The sequence below is a fragment of the Streptomyces sp. NPDC051018 genome, assembly GCF_044456085.1.
Taxonomy (GTDB): Bacteria; Actinomycetota; Actinomycetes; order Streptomycetales; family Streptomycetaceae; genus Streptomyces.
The window spans coordinates 427,045-443,297 of sequence record NZ_JBITFN010000001.1 but is presented as its reverse complement, the minus strand read 5'-3'; the positions used below and the strand labels follow the sequence as shown (position 1 = coordinate 443,297).

Sequence of the window (16,253 nt, the reverse complement as noted above, 5' to 3'; positions counted from 1 at the left end):
TTCCGGCACCGCGCACAACGGTTCGGAGCAGCGGGACGAGGGGTTCCGCGGCCGGCGGAACGCACCCGTACGGCTACTGCCGGGGCGCGCCCCGGCAGGAAGCAGGAAGGGGAACGGCACGTCGGCGGCAAGGGGTGGCGAGAGGTACGGCGCGTCGGCGCACAGGTCCCGCGCCGACGGCGGGAATCCGTCCGGACAGGTCGTGCCCCCCGTCGTGGTGTAGCCGATCACGGTCCGTTGCCTCCGCATTGGAGCCATCCGGTACGTGCCGCTGCCGACCGTCGTGCGAACACCGCTGGTCCCGGCTCGACGAACCTCAACAGAGCCTTCCGCGAGAGCGATTCAAGGCCGCGACCTGGGGATTTCGTCAGCTTGATCGGCTACACCACTCGGCAGGACGCCGTCTCCGGACGCGGGGCCGTCGGCCGGACGGACCCGTCAGGTCCGCGCAAGGCAGTGCAAGCCAGTGCAAAGCAGTGCGGGACCGTACGGCAACCCCGGCACCCGAGGGGATACGGTTCAGCACGGGCTCGGCCCGCCGGGCACTACAGCACCGGCAGGTTCTTGCGCAGTTCGAACGCGGTGACCTCGGAGCGGTACTCCTCCCACTCCTGCTTCTTGTTGCGCAGGAAGAAGTCGAAGACGTGCTCGCCGAGGGTCTCGGCGACGAGTTCGCTGCGTTCCATCAGGGAGATCGCCTCGCCGAGGTTCTGCGGCAGCGGCTCGATGCCCATGGCCCGGCGCTCCCCGTCCGAGAGCGCCCAGACGTCGTCGTCGGCGCCCGGCGGGAGTTCGTAGCTCTCCTCGATGCCCCGCAGGCCCGCCGCGAGCAGCACGGCGTAGGTGAGATAGGGGTTGGCGCCCGAGTCGATCGAGCGGACCTCGACCCGCGCCGAGCCCGTCTTGCCGGGCTTGTACATGGGGACGCGGATCAGGGCGGAGCGGTTGTTGTGCCCCCAGCAGATGTACGAGGGTGCCTCGCCGCCCGCGCCCGCGCTGCGGGCCGAGCCGCCCCAGATGCGCTTGTAGGAGTTGACCCACTGGTTGGTCACGGCGGAGATCTCGGCCGCGTGGCGCAGCAGGCCCGCGATGAAGGAGCGCCCGATCTTGGAGAGCTGGTACTCGGCGCCGGACTCGTAGAAGGCGTTCCGGTCGCCCTCGAAGAGGGAGAGATGGGTGTGCATGCCCGAGCCGGGGTGCTCGCTGAACGGTTTCGGCATAAAGGTCGCCTGGACCCCCTGTTCCAGCGCCACCTGCTTCATGACCAGCCGGAAGGTCATGATGTTGTCCGCGGTGGAGAGCGCGTCCGCGTACCGCAGATCGATCTCCTGCTGGCCCGGGGCGCCCTCGTGGTGGCTGAACTCGACCGAGATGCCCATGGATTCGAGCATGGTGATCGCCTGGCGGCGGAAGTCCATGCCGACGTTCTGGGGGGTGTGGTCGAAGTATCCGGAGTTGTCCGCGGGCACCGGGCGGGAGCCGTCCAGCGGCTTGTCCTTCAGCAGGAAGAACTCGATCTCGGGGTGGGTGTAGAAGGTGAAGCCGAGGTCGGAGGTCTTGGCCAGGATCCGCTTCAGGACGAAGCGCGGGTCGGCGAAGGAGGGCGAGCCGTCCGGCATCAGGATGTCGCAGAACATCCGGGCGGTGCCGGGGGCCTCCGCGCGCCAGGGCAGGACCTGGAAGGTGCCGGGGTCCGGCTTGGCGATCATGTCGGACTCGTAGACACGGGCGAAGCCCTCGATCGCGGAACCGTCGAAACCGATCCCCTCGTCGAACGCCTGTTCGAGCTCGGCGGGTGCGACGGCGACCGACTTCAGAAAGCCGAGCACATCGGTGAACCACAGGCGCACGAAGCGGATGTCGCGCTCTTCCAGCGTGCGGAGCACAAATTCCTGCTGCTTATCCATTTTCACCCAATCCTTGCTGGTCAAGCCGACCTGCTCCCGCGAGCATCCCATCCGCGGGTTTCAGGCAGGTTGCGAACCCCGGCCGACCCCATTGTGTGCCAGGGGCCGCCCCCAGCAACCGCGGCCGGAGCCCGAGGCCCCCGGGCTCCGGCCCCGCCCGGCCGGTGTACCGGTCCGATTACCGCCCCGTATGAGGTGTCCGGCGGGCACGCTCGCTACGATCTGCGGACATGGGGGGTCCGCGGCTCAGCCACATCGCGCGCACCACGCGTCCCATGGCACTGCTGAGTGCCGCGGCGACGCTCCTCGGCGCGCTCTTCATCTGCCTCAGCCCGCCCGCCGACGAGCACTCCCAGGCCGCCGAGGACCCTACGGGGCTCGCCTTCTCCTGCCCTCATGACGGCGGCCCCTGCGGGCCCCGGCCCCCGGTGGGCGCCGCCGTGCTGACCGCGCCGCCGCTGGACGACCCGCCCGCCGCCGGGGAGCAGGCGCCGCGCTTCGACCGGCCGCCCCCGGACTCCGGGCAGCCCCGCTCCGACGCCCCGCCGCGCACCCCCGGCCTGCACGTCCTTCAGGTCCTCCGGATCTAGACGCCGTCCCGAGTTGCCCGGCACGGTCCGCCGGATCGCGCCCCCTTCGGCACGTCCCGCGCCCGCGCCCGCCCCGGTATCCCCCTTGATCGATTCTGATCACTTGATGACGAAGGACGACACACCATGGCTTCCCGTAAGAACTCCGCCGCCAACGACCGCCGCGCCCGCATAGAGGCCATGCGCAAGGCCGAGATGGCCCGCGAGCGCCGCAGCCGGTTCATCACGATCGGGGTCAGCGCCCTGGTCGTCGCCGGTCTCGTCGGCTTCGGCGTCTACGTGCTGAGCGAGGAGAGCGAGAAGAAGGAGCTGAAGGCCTCCGAGGCCAAGAAGCCCATAACCGGCGAGAAGTCCTGGAACGCCAAGAAGCTGGGCCGCAACCATGTGAGCAAGGCCGTCTCCTACCCGGAGAAGCCCCCGGTGGGCGGTGACCACCACAACGCCTGGATGAACTGCGAGCGCAAGGTCTACAAGGAGCCCATCCCGAACGAGAACGCCGTCCACTCGCTGGAGCACGGCGCGGTCTGGGTCACCTACAACGACAAGGCACCGAAGGCCGAGGTCACCAAGCTGGAGGAGCGGGTCAAGAAGACCTCGTACTCGATGATCAGCCCGGTGAAGGACCAGCCGGGCGCGATCATGCTGACCGCGTGGGGCAAGCAGCTGACGATCGAGACCGCGGACGACCCGCGGGTGAGCCAGTTCTTCACCAAGTACGTGCAGGGCCCGCAGACGCCCGAGCCGGGGGCGGCGTGCATGAGCCAGCTGAACGGCAAGTGAGGGCCATGACGCGTACGCACTGGGCTGCCGTGGCCGCGGTCGTCCTGGCGCTGCTGTTCGCGGGGGCCGCGACGGTGGCCTCCGCGGGGGACGGCGGCGACTCCGGGCCCCGTACGCCCTCGTCGGACTCGGCGGACGCGGGCTTCGCCCGGGACATGTCGGTCCACCACCAGCAGGCGGTGGAGATGTCCTTCATCGTGCGGGACCGCACCGAGGACGAGGATGTGCGCCGGCTCGCGTACGACATCGCCAATACGCAGGCCAATCAGCGCGGCATGATGCTGGGCTGGCTGGATCTGTGGGGTCTGCCGAAGTTCGACGCGGACGCCGAGCCGATGGCGTGGATGGCGGGCGGGGGCGGCCACGCCGGGCACGCGGGCCATCCGAAGCCGTCCGAAGGCGAGCTGATGCCGGGCATGGCGACCCAGCAGGACCTCGACCGGCTGGGCCGCCTCAGCGGCAAGGCGGCGGAGATCGAATTCCTCCAGCTGATGATCGTCCACCACAACGGCGGGGTCGCCATGGCCCAGGGCTGCGCGAAGCTCTGCGCGGTCGGCCCGGAGAAGGAGCTGGCCGAGGGCATGGTCGAGGCTCAGCGCTCCGAGGTGGAGCTGATGGTGGACCTGCTGAAGAAGCGGGGCGCGCAGGTGCGGGCCCAGGATTAGGGCTTCCGTCACGTTGCCGGTCCGTCCGGGCGCGCGCCCGGACGGACCGGTGCGGAACAGCCCGCCCTGCCCGGCCCTCGCTCTGCCCGCACCCTGCGGAACCTCGCGGGCCTCCCGGGCGGTGGTTGTCCTGAGGCCCGCCCTCTGCTCCGTGAACCCTTCCTGACCTGCGCGTTCCATGGAATCGAGCCCGGGGCTTTCACCCGTTTGGCCTACAGCGGTCGCGTACTCCGAACGGCCCAACGACGATGAAGGCGCCCGGACCGTCAGCCGTTCCAGGCTCCGGGATCCGGGGCACCAGACTCCAGGTTCCAGGAGGACGCACATGACCACCGCAAAGGACATCATGCACACCGGGGCCCAGTGGATCCCCGCGCACGAGACACTCGACCGCGCCGCGCAGCTGATGCGGGAGGCGAATGTGGGCGCGCTGCCCATAGCGGACGCCGACGAACGGCTCTGCGGCATCCTCACCGACCGCGACATCGTGGTGGGCTGTGTCGCCATGGGCCACGATCCGGCGCAGACCACCGCGGGCGAACTGGCCAAGGGCACCCCGCGCTGGATCGAGGCGGAGTCAGGGGTGGACGAGGTGCTCCAGGAAATGGAGGTCCACCAGATCCGGCGGCTGCCCGTGATCGAGAACAAGCGGCTGATCGGCATGATCAGCGAGGCCGATCTGGCACAGCATCTGTCCGACGAGCAGCTGGCGTCGTGGATGGAACGGGTCTACGCGCGAGGCTGAGGCCCCGAACCGTCACCCACCCGGCCCCTCCTCGGCGTCCCGCCCGGCGGTGGGCCGCCCACCGCTCGCGCCGCCGCCTCCGACCCGAACGGCCCGCCCGGCCCGTCCGGTACGTCTTGTACATCCGGTACGTCCCGTATCCCCGCAGCGTGGTATGGCGGGGCCGGCGCTCGTGTGCGGCCGGGGCCGTTCCCTTACGGATGGATCCCTTACTGACGGATCGGACCAGCCGCACGGTCCGCCACCGGCGGTCCGGCCGGTACGGATCGGGCTCCGCACCCGACGCGGCTCCGGCGCCCCGGCCGGTCCCGGCGGTCCGGCGTTCCGGCGCGATTCCGGGTGCAGTTGTGGCGCCAGAGTCCCGGCGAGGTGCCGGTACCCCTGCCCGTTCCGTTGTCTCAGACGGTTCCGGTGCGGGGCTCCCCGCCGGGACCGGCAGCACCCGCGCCGGCGTTCCGGGCACGGGGTTCGGGGGAGCGTCCCGCGCCGTCGAGGACCGCGCGGACCACCGCGTCGGGGCGGTCCAGCATCAGCAGATGCCCGGCCGGGGCGATTTCACGGAAGCGGGCGCCCAGCAGGAGGGCCAGTTCGCGCTGGCGTGCCGTCCAGCGGCGTCCGCCCGCCGTCGCGGCGAGCACGGTGACCGGGGCGCCCTCGGGCAGGGCGTACTCCGCACGCAGCGCGAGGAGTTCGGCGGCCACGGCGCGGTAGTGGACGTTCTCCAGGAGCGCGCCCCGCAGCACCCGTGAGGTCCCGTAGACACGGCGTACGAGGTCCGCGGGGGCCGGATCCCCGCCGCCCGTACGGGCCAGGCGGACCAGCGCACGCCGGGCGAGGGGGCCGAGGGCCGCCGGAACTCCCGCCGCGCTCAGCGCGCCGCCCGTGACCCGGGCGGCGGCCGTACGGAGGGCGGGCGCGGCGGGCGTGAGGGCGCGCTCCTCGACGCTGGAGTCGACGAGGACGACGGCGGCCGTACGGGAGGGATGCAGCCGGGCGAAGGCCTCCGCGTGGAACCCGGCGATCGAGTGCCCCACGACGGTGGCGGGCCCGTCGGCGCCGATGGCGTCCAGCAGGGCGGCGACGCGATGGGCCTCTCCGGCGGCGGTGGGGCGGGCGGCGGCGGGGGCGCTCAGCCCGTGGCCAGGCCGGTCGAAGCGCACGACGGTGCGGTGGGGGGCGAGCAGGGGCACGACGGGGTCCCAGTCGAACCAGCTCAGCCCCAGCCCGGCGCTCAGCACACAGACCGGCCCGCTGCCTTCGACGACCACATGGTGCGCAACGCCTGCGACCCGTACGAACATCACAACGCCCCGTCTCCCGCCGGCCGTGGCCGCCTCGCCTCCCGCGCCATGGAGAGCGCGAGCAGTCCCAGCCAGACTGCCACGAACAGCACCTGGAGCCGCTGTCCTGCGCCGAGCGACCAGGTGCCGTGCCCCGCCTCGAAGGCGGCGACGGCGGACAGGGTCCATACGGTGGCCAGCAGTTCCAGCACCACGAGCGCGGGTCCGAAACGGGCGAGTTCCGGCCACCAGCCGTACCGCCGTGCGGCGGCGGTGAGTCCGATGATCCCGATGAGCGCGCCGGTCATCGCGAGGGAGGAGCTGACGGCGTGCGCGGTGTGGGTGGCGGGGACGAGCCCGGCGGTCTCACGGGCGGCGCACTCGGGGTCGGCGGTCGGCGCGCAGCTCAGCGGCAGCCGGGAGTCGACGGCGGTCGCCGCGCCGAAGAGCGTGACGCCGCCCCAGCCGATGAGCGCCCACGGCCTGCGTGGCGCCCGGGTCAGGGCCCAGACGGCCCCGGCGAGGACGAGCACCCCGGCGGTGAGGTCCGTGGCGCGGAAGAGTCCGCCCAGCGGCTGGTCGGCGGCGGCGAGTTCACTGACGTACGTCCGGACGGGGTCGAGGCCGGTCGACACGACGACTTCGAGCAGCCAGGCGGTGTAGGCGAGCGCGCCGAGGGCTATGAGGACGGCGTTCATTTGTCCATGATCGCCCACGGATGGGCCAATCCCCGGGGGCCGTATACCCGGGAGGGGTAAGATACGGATCATGGTGATCGCCCCCGGCTCGCGCAGTGGACAGCTTCTGCTGTTCCTCGCGCTGCTGTTCGGCATCGCCACGATGCACACGATGGGCCACCCCTCCTCCTCACACGGGATGCCGTCGGCGGCCGTCGCGCTCGGCACGGCGGAGGCGGGCGGCCCATCGCACCACGGCGGCGCCCGGGACACGGCCGCCACCGGGCCCGGGGCGGGAGCCCTCGCGACGACGGACCGGCCCGAGCCGGCCGCGAACCGCCCCGTACCGGCCGAGCGTGCCGCCGCCGTAGCGGCCGAGCGCACGGCCCCCGTCCTACCGGGTGCGGGCCACCCCGACCGCGCCCTCGGCGTCACACCGCCCCCGGCGGACGCCACCACGGCGACCGGTGCGGCACACGTACGGGCCGCCGCTCATCCCCCGCCCGCAACCGCCGCCGCACCCACCGCACCCACCGCACCCGCCGCACCTGTAACCGGCATGGCGCCCGAGGGGCTCGCCCGGCCGGTGCCCGGCTCCCCCGGCGGACACCCGGCCGCACGGGGCGGAGGCTTCGCGGGTACGGAGTCCACCGCGTCCACGGGTTCCGCCGCCCGGCCGGGGCAGGCCGCCGGGACCGGGCACACCGAGCAGACTGTGCAGACAGGGCAGACCACCGAGCCCCGGCCCGGGCAGGGCGCCGCGACCGCCGTACTCGGTCCCTCCGGGCCGCAGCACGACGCCATGGATCCCACCATGGTCTGTCTGGCCGTGCTCGGGGCCTGGGGTGTCGCGCTGCTCGTCGTCGCGGCGGCGTGGTTCGGGCGGTGGGCCGGTCCCGCCCGTGTACTCACGGGCACCCGGCGGGAGATCCCCTGGTCCGGTGCTCCCCCTCCCCGGATACTCCTCGCGCGGTTGTCGGTGCTGCGGATCTAGGAGCGCGTCACGCGTCCGATCTCCAGGCAGCACACCGACATCTTCACGAGGTGGACCCAGTCATGAATACGTACATCACGCGCCGTTCCCTGCTCGGAGCATCGCTCGCGGCGACCGGGACGGGCGTCCTCGCCGCCTGTTCCGGAGGCAGGAACGGCGGCGGACACGAAGGGCACGGCGGCAAGGCCCCGGGCGGCAAGGCACCCGGTGCCAAGGGTTTCGTCGAGCCCGGGGGCAAGGAGGTCCTCGACGCCGAGGCCCGGCGGGGCAAGGGCCCCGTGCGCGAGGTGAAGCTCACCGCCGTGGCGACCCCGCTCGATCTCGGAGGCGGCCTCACGGTCAAGTCCTGGGCGTACGGGGACCGGCTGCCCGGCCAGGAGGTGCGGGTCACCGCAGGTGACACCCTGGCGCTCACCCTCGCCAACAACCTTCCCCGGTCGACGTCCCTGCACTGGCACGGGCTCGCGCTGCGCAACGACATGGACGGCGTCCCGGATCTCACCCAGAAGCCGGTCGGGCCGGGGGCGTCGTTCGCGTACCGCTTCACCGTCCCGCACCCGGGGACCTACTGGTTCCACCCGCACTCGGGGGTCCAGCAGGACCGGGGCCTGTACGCGCCCCTGATCGTCGAGGACCCGAGGGAGCCGCTGAAGTACGACAAGGAGTGGGTGATCGTCCTCGACGACTGGGTCGACGGCGTCGACGGCTCCACCCCGGACGCGGTCCTCGGCGAACTGCGCAAGGGCATGTCCGGCGGCGGGCACGAGGGGCACGACATGGGCGCGATGACCACCGAGTCGCCCGGCCCCGGCGGTCCGTCCCGGATGATGATGGGCGCCAAGAGCGATCTGCTCGGCGGGGACGCCGGGGATGTGGCCTATCCGCACTATCTCGTCAACGGAAGGACCCCGCAGGCGCCCGTCACCTTCAGCGCCAGGCCCGGTGAGAGGATCCGGCTGCGGATCGTCAACGCGGGCGGGGACACGGCCTTCCGGGTCGCGCTCGGCGGCCATGAGATGACCGTGACCCACACGGACGGCTTCCCGGTCGGGCACACGAAGACGGACGCCCTGCTGATCGGCATGGGCGAGCGGTACGACGTCCTGGTGACGGCGGGCGACGGGGTCTTTCCGCTCGTCGCGCTCGCGGAGGGCAAGAACGCGACCGCGCTCGCCCTGCTTCGTACCGGCGGCGGATCCGCCCCGGCCGCCTCCGTACGCCCCGGGGAGCTGACGAGGCGCGTGCTGACCGCGGACCGGCTGCGCGCGGCCCCGCCGGCCGCCCTCGACTCCCGCAAGCCGGACCGCGTGATCAGGATCGGGCTGACCGGCGGGATGGAGAAGTACGACTGGGCCTTCGACGGCAAGCCGTACTCGCCCGGCCCGCGCCATGAGGTCCGCGCGGGTGAGCGGGTCAGGCTGGTGTTCAGCAACCCGACGGAGATGTGGCATCCGCTCCATCTGCACGGGCACACCTTCGCCCTCGCAGGCAAGGCGGGCGGACCGCGCAAGGACACCGCGATCGTGCTGCCCAACGGCACGCTGACCGCCGACTTCGACGCCGACAACCCGGGACTGTGGATGATCCACTGCCACAACGTCTACCACGCGGAGGCCGGGATGATGACCGTGCTGGGTTACCGCAAGTAGCACAGAGGTGGGACGCCTCGCGTGGGGCGTCCCACACCTCCCGGACCCCCCATCGCGTCAGACAGACGATTACACTGGCCGCGTGCCTCAACTACGCCTCGCCCTGAATCAGATCGACTCGACCGTCGGCGATCTCGCCGCGAACGCCGAGGCGATCGTGCACTGGACCCGGCACTCGGCCGAGCAGGGGGCGCATCTCGTCGCCTTCCCGGAGATGGCGCTGACCGGCTATCCCGTGGAGGATCTGGCCCTGCGCTCGTCCTTCGTGGACGCGTCCCGGTCCGCCCTGCGGTCCCTCGCCGCGCGGCTGGACGAGGAGGGGCTCGGGCGGCTGCCCGTGATCGTCGGCTATCTGGACCGCTCGGACAAGGCACAGCCGAAGTACGGCCAGCCGGCGGGCGCGCCGCGCAACGCCGCCGCCGTGCTGCACGGCGGCGAGGTGGTGCTGACCTTCGCCAAGCACCATCTGCCGAACTACGGCGTCTTCGACGAGTTCCGCTACTTCGTGCCCGGCGACACCATGCCGGTGATCCGGGTGCACGGTATCGATGTGGCGCTCGCGATCTGCGAGGACCTGTGGCAGGACGGCGGCCGGGTACCCGCGGCCCGGTCCGCCGGGGCGGGGCTGCTGATCTCGGTCAACGCCTCCCCCTACGAGCGGAAGAAGGACGACACCCGGCTGGAGCTGGTGCGCAAGCGCGCCCAGGAGGCCGGATGCGTCACCGCGTACTGCGCGATGATCGGCGGCCAGGACGAGCTGGTCTTCGACGGCGACTCCATCGTGGTCGACGCGGCGGGGGACGTCATCGCCCGCGCCCCGCAGTTCGCCGAGGGCAGCGTCGTCCTCGATCTGGACCTCCCGGCCGCGGGCGCGATCCCCGCGGGAGTGGTCGACGACGGGCTGCGCGTCGACCATGTCGTGATCTCGCCGGATCCGCTCCCGGCGTACGAGGCCGAGCTGACGGGCGGCTACGCCGAACGGCTGGACGACGACGAGGAGGTGTACTCCGCGCTGGTCGTGGGCCTGCGCGCGTACGCCGCGAAGAACGGATTCCGCTCGGTGCTGATCGGTCTCTCCGGCGGTATCGACTCCGCGCTGGTCGCCGCCCTCGCCTGTGACGCGCTGGGCGCCGAGCATGTGTACGGGGTCTCCATGCCGTCGAAGTACTCGTCGGGGCACTCCAGGGACGACGCCGCCGAACTGGCCCGCCGCACCGGACTTCAGTTCCGTACCGTCCCCATCGGCCCGATGTTCGACGCCTATATGGACTCCCTCGCGCTGACCGGACTCGCCGAGGAGAACCTCCAGTCGCGGCTGCGCGGCACCGCGCTGATGGCCATCTCCAACCAGGAGGGGCACATCGTGCTCGCGCCGGGCAACAAGTCCGAGCTGGCCGTGGGGTATTCGACGCTGTACGGCGACTCCGTCGGCGCGTACGGGCCCATCAAGGACGTCTACAAGACGACGGTCTTCCGGCTGGCGAAGTGGCGCAACCGGGCCGCCGAGGAGCGCGGGCAGGTGCCGCCGATCCCGGAGGCGTCGATCACCAAGCCGCCGAGCGCCGAGCTGCGACCCGGCCAGGTCGACACGGACTCCCTGCCGGACTACGGGGTCCTGGACCGGATCCTGGAGCTGTATGTGGACGGCGACCGGGGCAGGGAGGCGATCGTGGCCGCCGGGTTCGACGAGGAACTGGTCGCGAAGACCCTGCGGATGGTGGACACCGCCGAGTACAAGCGGCGGCAGTACCCGCCGGGCACCAAGATCTCGGCGAAGGGCTTCGGCAAGGACCGCCGGCTGCCGATCACCAACCGCTGGCGGGAGACGGCGCACGGCTGAGCCCCGGGCCCGGCTCCGGGGCCCGCGCCGGGGCGCCGGGCTCCCGGTCCTGCCCGGAAGCGGCCGGTGCGCCCGGAGCGACCGGTGCGCCCGATTCCCAGGCGGCCCGCCCCGGAGTACCGGTCACAGCTCGATGCCCGCCGCGATCGGCAGATGGTCGCTGTCGGTCCGCGGGAGCGTCCACGACGACACCGGCTCGACGCCCTTCACCAGGATCTGGTCGATCCGGGCCATGGGGAACGAGGCCGGCCAGCTGAAGCCGAAGCCGTCGCCCGCCGCGCCCTGGGTGGAGCGCATCTGGGAGGTGATGGCGTTCAGCGCGCGGTCGTTCATCGTGCCGTTCAGATCGCCCAGCAGCACCACCTTGCGGACCGGCTCGTCGGCGATGGCCTCACCCAGCGCGTCCGCGCTGTTGTCGCGCTGATTGGCGGTGAAGCCCGCGCGCATCTTGACCCGTACGGACGGCATATGGGCGACGTACACGGCCACCTCGCCCTGCGGGGTGGTGACGACGGAGCGCATCGCCCGGGTCCAGCCCACCCGGATCTCGACGGGCCGGGTGCCGGACAGCGGGTACTTGCTCCACAGGCCGACCGTGCCCTGGACCGAGTGGTACTTGTAGGCGGACGAGAGCGCCCGCTCATAGGTGGGGACCTGCCCGTGGTCCAGTTCCTGAAGGGCCAGCACATCCGCGCCGGAGGCGGCGACCTCCTCGGCCGTGCCCTCCGGGTCGGGATTCTCCGCGTTGACGTTGTGGGTGGCGACGGTCAGATCGCCGCGGCCCGACGACTTGTCCGTGAGCAGGCCGCCGAACAGGTTGAACCACACAATGACCGGAAACAGCAGGGCGATCAGCGCGGTGGCCGAACGCCTCCAGAGCGCGGCGACGAGCAGCAGCGGTACGAACACCACGCCCAGCCACGGCAGAAACGTCTCGGACAGGCTCCCGAGATTCCCGATGCGATTGGGCAGCTGCGCGTGAAGGAGCATCAGAAGGGCGATCAGCACCGCGAAGGAGGCGACGACGAGGCCGCGCCGCCAGATGCCCCGGTCACCGCGCCATCTCTCCAGCAGGCCGCGGAACCGGGAACGGGTGTGCCGGTCCCCCGGGCCGCCGTTCCCCGTCTGCGTCTTGTACGCCTGCACCATGGAGCTGTCCTCACTGCGTTGCGCCGCCACACACCGGCCTGGACCCCGACACTAGGCGATGACGGTACGTGCCCTGCCGCCCCTGAGCGGCCGTACTGTCCGGATGACGAGCCGTGTGGCGGATGGAGTTCCTGATATCCAGCCAGGTGGGGGCGCTGTGACAGAACCCGCACACTTCGGGCGGGATCCGGTTCCGGGCGTGTCCCGGGCCGTCACTTCCGGATTCGTACGCCCGAGAGCACCGCGTCGACGATCCGTTCCGCGCTGCCCTCGGCGAGGGTGCTCTCCGGGTACAGCAAGGTGCGCATGAGCATAGGCCCCACAAACAGATCGCCCAGGAGCTCGAGGTCGAGGTCCCCGCGAAGCTCGCCGCTCTCGACACCGCGCCACAGAATCTCCCGCATCCGCCGTCGTCTCGGGGCGACGGCGACACGCTGGTACATGTCCCACAGCTGGGGGTACGACTGCATCTGCGCGAAGGTGTTGATGAGCAGGGTGGACGAGCGCTTGGCGAGACCGCGCCGGCGCAGGGACTCCACCATCGCGACCAGATCGTCGCGGACACCGGTGCCCGGCAGCGGCGGGTCCACGGGCTCGATGGAGCGGACGACGTCGACGAAGAGCGCCTCCTTGCCCTCCCATCGGCGGTAGATGGTGGCCTTGCCCACGCCGGCGGTACGGGCGATGCGTTCGATGGAGAGTTCGGAGAGCGGGACGCCGTCCTCCAGCAGCCGCACCACGGTCCCGATGATGGAGCCCTCGGCGGCCTCGCTGCGGGGGCGGCCCCGGCGGGCGGCACACGGCTGCGCGGGTCCGCAATCCGTACCGGAGACGGGTTCGGGACCGGAGATGGGTTCGGGACCGGGTTCGGGACCGGTCACCGGTCCGGCAGCGGGTACCGGATCAGGCTCCGGAGCGGTCCCGGCGCGAGGCGCGGGGCGGCCGGGAACAGGACCGGAGGCGGGACCGGGGGCGGCACCGTCGCCGCTCCCCCGCTCGTCGTGCTGCTCGTGCAGGGGCACGTCCACTCCGTCTCTCGCCGGCACCGTCGTCACCTCCGATTCTCACCGATTCCCCGGGTGCCCCGGGCCACCCGGGGAATCGGCGGGGCGGGCCCCGCACCGGGACCCGGTTCTCCCCGGGCTCCGTCCGGGACCCCGCCAGAGGCGTCGGCCGGGTTCAGCGTCCGGCCGCCCCCTCCTTCGCCGGCTCGGGCCGCCGTTCCGCGGGCCCCGGCGGCGCGGCGGTCCTGCCCGGCAGGAACAGACCGATGACCAGCGCCCCGATCAGCGCGACCGCGGCCGAACCGATCGCGGTCAGATGCATCGCGCCGAGGAACGCGTCGTTCGCCGGGCCGATGAGCTCCCGGCCCTGGGGTCCGAGCTTCCCGGCGACCGCGAGCGTACCCTCGATGGATTCTCCGGCGGCCTCGCGCGCGGCGTGGGGCAGATGCTCCAGCTGTCCCTCGATCTCCGCCCGGTAGCGCGTGGAGAGCACCGAGCCGAGAACGGCGACACCGAGTGCCCCGCCGACCTGGCGGAAGGTGTTGTTGATCGCCGAGCCGGAGCCGGCCTTCTCCCGGGGCAGGGCCTGCATCACCGCGACCGTGAGGGGCGGCATGACGTGTGCCATGCCGACGCCCTGCGCGAAGAGGGCCACTTCGAGCACCCACAGCGGGGTCGAGGCGTCGAAGAAGGCGAAGGCCGCGAGTCCGGCGGCGACCAGCAGCATGCCGCCCGTGCAGACCGCGCGGTCCCCGAAACGTTCGGCGACCAGCCGCGCGCGGGGCGCGAACACCATCTGGGCCACGGCGAGCGGCAGGATGAGCAGCCCCGACTCCAGCGCGCTGTGGCCGCGCACGCTCTGGAGGTAGAAGGCGGAGAAGAAGGTCACGCCCATCAGCGCGAAGAAGAGCAGGGCGATGGCGGCGACGGCGGCCGAGAAGGCCGGCTTCCTGAAGTACGTGATGTCGATGGCGGGGTGGTCGCTGCGCTTCTCGTGCAGCACGAACAGCACGAGGACGACCACTCCGCCGAGTATCGGCAGCAGCGCGGAGGCGGCGGTGAAGTCGGCGAGTTCGCCGCCTCGGATGATCCCGTACACCAGCAGGACCAGGCCCACGACGGAGAGCAGCACCCCGGCGGGGTCGATCCGGCCGGGGTCCGGGTCCTTGGACTCGGGTACGAGGACGGCCATCGCGATCAGCGCGATGACGACGACCGGAACGTTGACGAGGAAGATCGAGCCCCACCAGAAGTGCTCCAGGAGCGCTCCGCCGGCGATCGGGCCGATCGCGATACCGAGGCCGACGCTGCCCGCCCAGACGCCGATGGCCTTGGGCTGCTCGTCCCGCTCGAAGACGTTCATCAGCACGGCGAGGGTGGCCGGCATCACAAAGGCGGCACCGAGTCCCATGACGGCGCGCCAGGCGATGAGCTCGCCCGGGGTCCCGGAGAATGCGGCGAGCCCGGAGCCGGCGCCGAAGACCAGGATCCCGGAGAGCAGGACCTTCTTACGGCCCAATCGGTCACCGAGCAGCCCGGCGGTGAAGAGGAGTCCGGCGAAGACGAGCGTGTAGGAGTTGATCGCCCACTCCAGCTCGCCCTGGGTGGCTCCGACCCCGGTGGGCGCGGGGCTGGCGATGGTCTTCACCGCCACATTCAGGATCGAGCTGTCGAGGACGACGATCAGCAGGCTGAACATCAGCACGGCGAGGATGGCCCAGCGGCGGCGGTGGACGGCCTCGGGCACACGGTGCACGGGCGGTGGCGGGCCGGCGGTGGCGGGAGTCGACATGCGCCCCAGCGTAGACATATTTCGATACGAGACCGTCTCGTATATAAATTCGTTACCCGGAGAACACCCCCGGCCGTGCCACCGGAAGATCATCGTCCGCCGGCGGGCCGGGGGCGGAGCAGGCGGGATTCTGTCGACATGGCCTAGCCCGACACGGCACGAAGTGCCACCATGGTGGTGGTCCGGGGACGCCGTGAGGGCGCCTCGAGATGACACAAGGAGCCGTTGGCCATGACGCTTCAGGCTGCCCGCAAGTCCTCCGACAGCAGCACGGACAGCAGTAAGGCGCTGTACGGGGGGAAGGGCACTCGCCGCATCACCGTCCACGACATCGCCGCCGCCAAGGAGCGCGGTGAGAAGTGGCCCATGCTGACCGCTTACGACGCGATGACCGCTTCCGTGTTCGACGAGGCCGGGATTCCGGTCATGCTCGTCGGCGACTCCATGGGCAACACCCATCTCGGCTACGACACCACCGTGCCGGTCACCATGGACCAGATGACCATGCTGTCCGCGGCCGTCGTACGCGGCACCAGCCGCGCGCTGATCGTCGGCGATCTGCCGTTCGGCTCGTACCAGGAGGGGCCGGTGCAGGCCCTGCGCAACGCCACCCGGCTGGTCAAGGAGGCCGGGGTCGGCGCCGTCAAGCTGGAGGGCGGGCGGCGCTCGGTGCCGCAGACCGAGCTGATCGCGCAGGCCGGCATCCCCGTCATGGCGCATCTGGGCCTGACCCCGCAGTCCGTGAACTCCATGGGGTACCGGGTGCAGGGCCGCGGTGAGGAGGCCGCCGAGGAACTGCTGCGCGACGCGAAGGTCGCCCAGGAGGCGGGCGCGTTCGCCCTCGTCCTCGAACTGGTGCCGGCCGAGCTGGCCGCCGAGGTCACCCGTTCGCTGCGGATCCCGACCATCGGTATCGGCGCGGGCCCCGGCACGGACGCCCAGGTCCTCGTCTGGACCGATATGGCGGGTCTCACCGGGGGCAAGGTGCCGCGCTTCACCAAGCAGTACGCCGATCTGCGCCGGGCGCTGGGCGACGCGGCCAAGGCGTTCGCGGACGATGTCGTCGGCGGCGCGTTCCCGCAGGAGGAGCACACCTTCCACTGACCGGTTCCGCGCCGGCGACCGGCTCGGCCGCCCACCGCGAGCCGCCGCCCGCACCACCTCCATAAGCCACCGCAGCC

Annotated in this window: 14 protein-coding genes; 8 read left to right on the top strand and 6 right to left on the bottom strand. The window is 71.7% G+C overall.

Features of this window, described 5'->3' with window-relative positions:
- Positions 1-545 precede the first annotated feature (545 nt).
- Positions 546-1,907 carry a glutamine synthetase family protein gene (locus tag ACIBCM_RS01770; RefSeq protein WP_399239012.1) on the bottom strand — a complete coding sequence of 454 codons (1,362 nt, stop codon included), beginning with the start codon at positions 1,905-1,907 and terminating at the stop codon, positions 546-548.
- A 275-nt stretch (positions 1,908-2,182) separates the two neighbouring features.
- Between ACIBCM_RS01770 and ACIBCM_RS01765 the strand changes: the two genes are divergently transcribed.
- The 4 genes from ACIBCM_RS01765 (at position 2,183) to ACIBCM_RS01750 (ending at position 4,687) form a co-directional block, all read left to right on the top strand.
- Positions 2,183-2,497, top strand: a complete 315-nt coding sequence (locus tag ACIBCM_RS01765; RefSeq protein ID WP_399239010.1) for a hypothetical protein — start codon at positions 2,183-2,185, stop codon at positions 2,495-2,497.
- 126 nt (positions 2,498-2,623) lie between these two features.
- Positions 2,624-3,277, top strand: coding sequence for a DUF3105 domain-containing protein (locus ACIBCM_RS01760; RefSeq protein ID WP_399239008.1), 654 nt, complete (start codon positions 2,624-2,626; stop codon positions 3,275-3,277).
- 5 nt (positions 3,278-3,282) lie between these two features.
- On the top strand, positions 3,283-3,942 hold the full coding sequence (locus tag ACIBCM_RS01755) for a DUF305 domain-containing protein (protein WP_399239006.1): 660 nt from the start codon (positions 3,283-3,285) through the stop codon (positions 3,940-3,942).
- Between the two features lie 325 nt (positions 3,943-4,267).
- Positions 4,268-4,687 (top strand): CBS domain-containing protein, encoded by a 420-nt coding sequence (locus ACIBCM_RS01750; RefSeq protein ID WP_399239004.1) that lies wholly within the window; start codon positions 4,268-4,270, stop codon positions 4,685-4,687.
- Positions 4,688-5,085: 398 nt separating this feature from the next.
- Here ACIBCM_RS01750 and ACIBCM_RS01745 read toward each other — a convergent pair whose 3' ends face one another.
- Together ACIBCM_RS01745 and ACIBCM_RS01740 are read right to left on the bottom strand one after the other, a co-directional pair.
- Positions 5,086-5,988, bottom strand: coding sequence for an alpha/beta fold hydrolase (locus ACIBCM_RS01745; RefSeq protein ID WP_399239002.1), 903 nt, complete (start codon positions 5,986-5,988; stop codon positions 5,086-5,088).
- Positions 5,988-6,665 (bottom strand): DUF998 domain-containing protein, encoded by a 678-nt coding sequence (locus ACIBCM_RS01740; RefSeq protein ID WP_399239000.1) that lies wholly within the window; start codon positions 6,663-6,665, stop codon positions 5,988-5,990. The genes ACIBCM_RS01745 and ACIBCM_RS01740 overlap by 1 nt, the downstream gene beginning before the upstream one ends.
- Positions 6,666-6,735: 70 nt before the next feature.
- Here ACIBCM_RS01740 and ACIBCM_RS01735 point away from each other — a divergent pair, with 70 nt between their 5' ends.
- The 3 genes from ACIBCM_RS01735 to ACIBCM_RS01725 all read left to right on the top strand — a co-directional run bounded on the left by ACIBCM_RS01735 (position 6,736) and on the right by ACIBCM_RS01725 (position 11,127).
- Complete coding sequence (locus ACIBCM_RS01735; RefSeq protein WP_399238998.1) at positions 6,736-7,638, top strand: hypothetical protein; 903 nt, start codon at positions 6,736-6,738, stop codon at positions 7,636-7,638.
- 62 nt (positions 7,639-7,700) lie between these two features.
- Positions 7,701-9,287, top strand: a complete 1,587-nt coding sequence (locus ACIBCM_RS01730) for a multicopper oxidase family protein (protein WP_399238996.1) — start codon at positions 7,701-7,703, stop codon at positions 9,285-9,287.
- 82 nt (positions 9,288-9,369) lie between these two features.
- Positions 9,370-11,127 (top strand): NAD+ synthase, encoded by a 1,758-nt coding sequence (locus ACIBCM_RS01725; protein WP_399238994.1) that lies wholly within the window; start codon positions 9,370-9,372, stop codon positions 11,125-11,127.
- Between the two features lie 123 nt (positions 11,128-11,250).
- Here the strand turns inward: ACIBCM_RS01725 and ACIBCM_RS01720 are convergent, their stop codons facing one another.
- The 3 genes from ACIBCM_RS01720 to ACIBCM_RS01710 form a co-directional block, all read right to left on the bottom strand.
- On the bottom strand, positions 11,251-12,276 hold the full coding sequence (locus ACIBCM_RS01720; RefSeq protein WP_399238992.1) for an endonuclease/exonuclease/phosphatase family protein: 1,026 nt from the start codon (positions 12,274-12,276) through the stop codon (positions 11,251-11,253).
- 212 nt (positions 12,277-12,488) lie between these two features.
- Complete coding sequence (locus ACIBCM_RS01715) at positions 12,489-13,127, bottom strand: TetR/AcrR family transcriptional regulator (protein ID WP_399239805.1); 639 nt, start codon at positions 13,125-13,127, stop codon at positions 12,489-12,491.
- A gap of 328 nt (positions 13,128-13,455) precedes the next feature.
- On the bottom strand, positions 13,456-15,072 hold the full coding sequence (locus tag ACIBCM_RS01710; protein ID WP_399238990.1) for an MFS transporter: 1,617 nt from the start codon (positions 15,070-15,072) through the stop codon (positions 13,456-13,458).
- A gap of 231 nt (positions 15,073-15,303) precedes the next feature.
- Here ACIBCM_RS01710 and panB point away from each other — a divergent pair, with 231 nt between their 5' ends.
- Positions 15,304-16,176 carry a 3-methyl-2-oxobutanoate hydroxymethyltransferase gene (gene panB, locus ACIBCM_RS01705; RefSeq protein WP_399238988.1) on the top strand — a complete coding sequence of 291 codons (873 nt, stop codon included), beginning with the start codon at positions 15,304-15,306 and terminating at the stop codon, positions 16,174-16,176.
- Positions 16,177-16,253 lie beyond the last annotated feature (77 nt).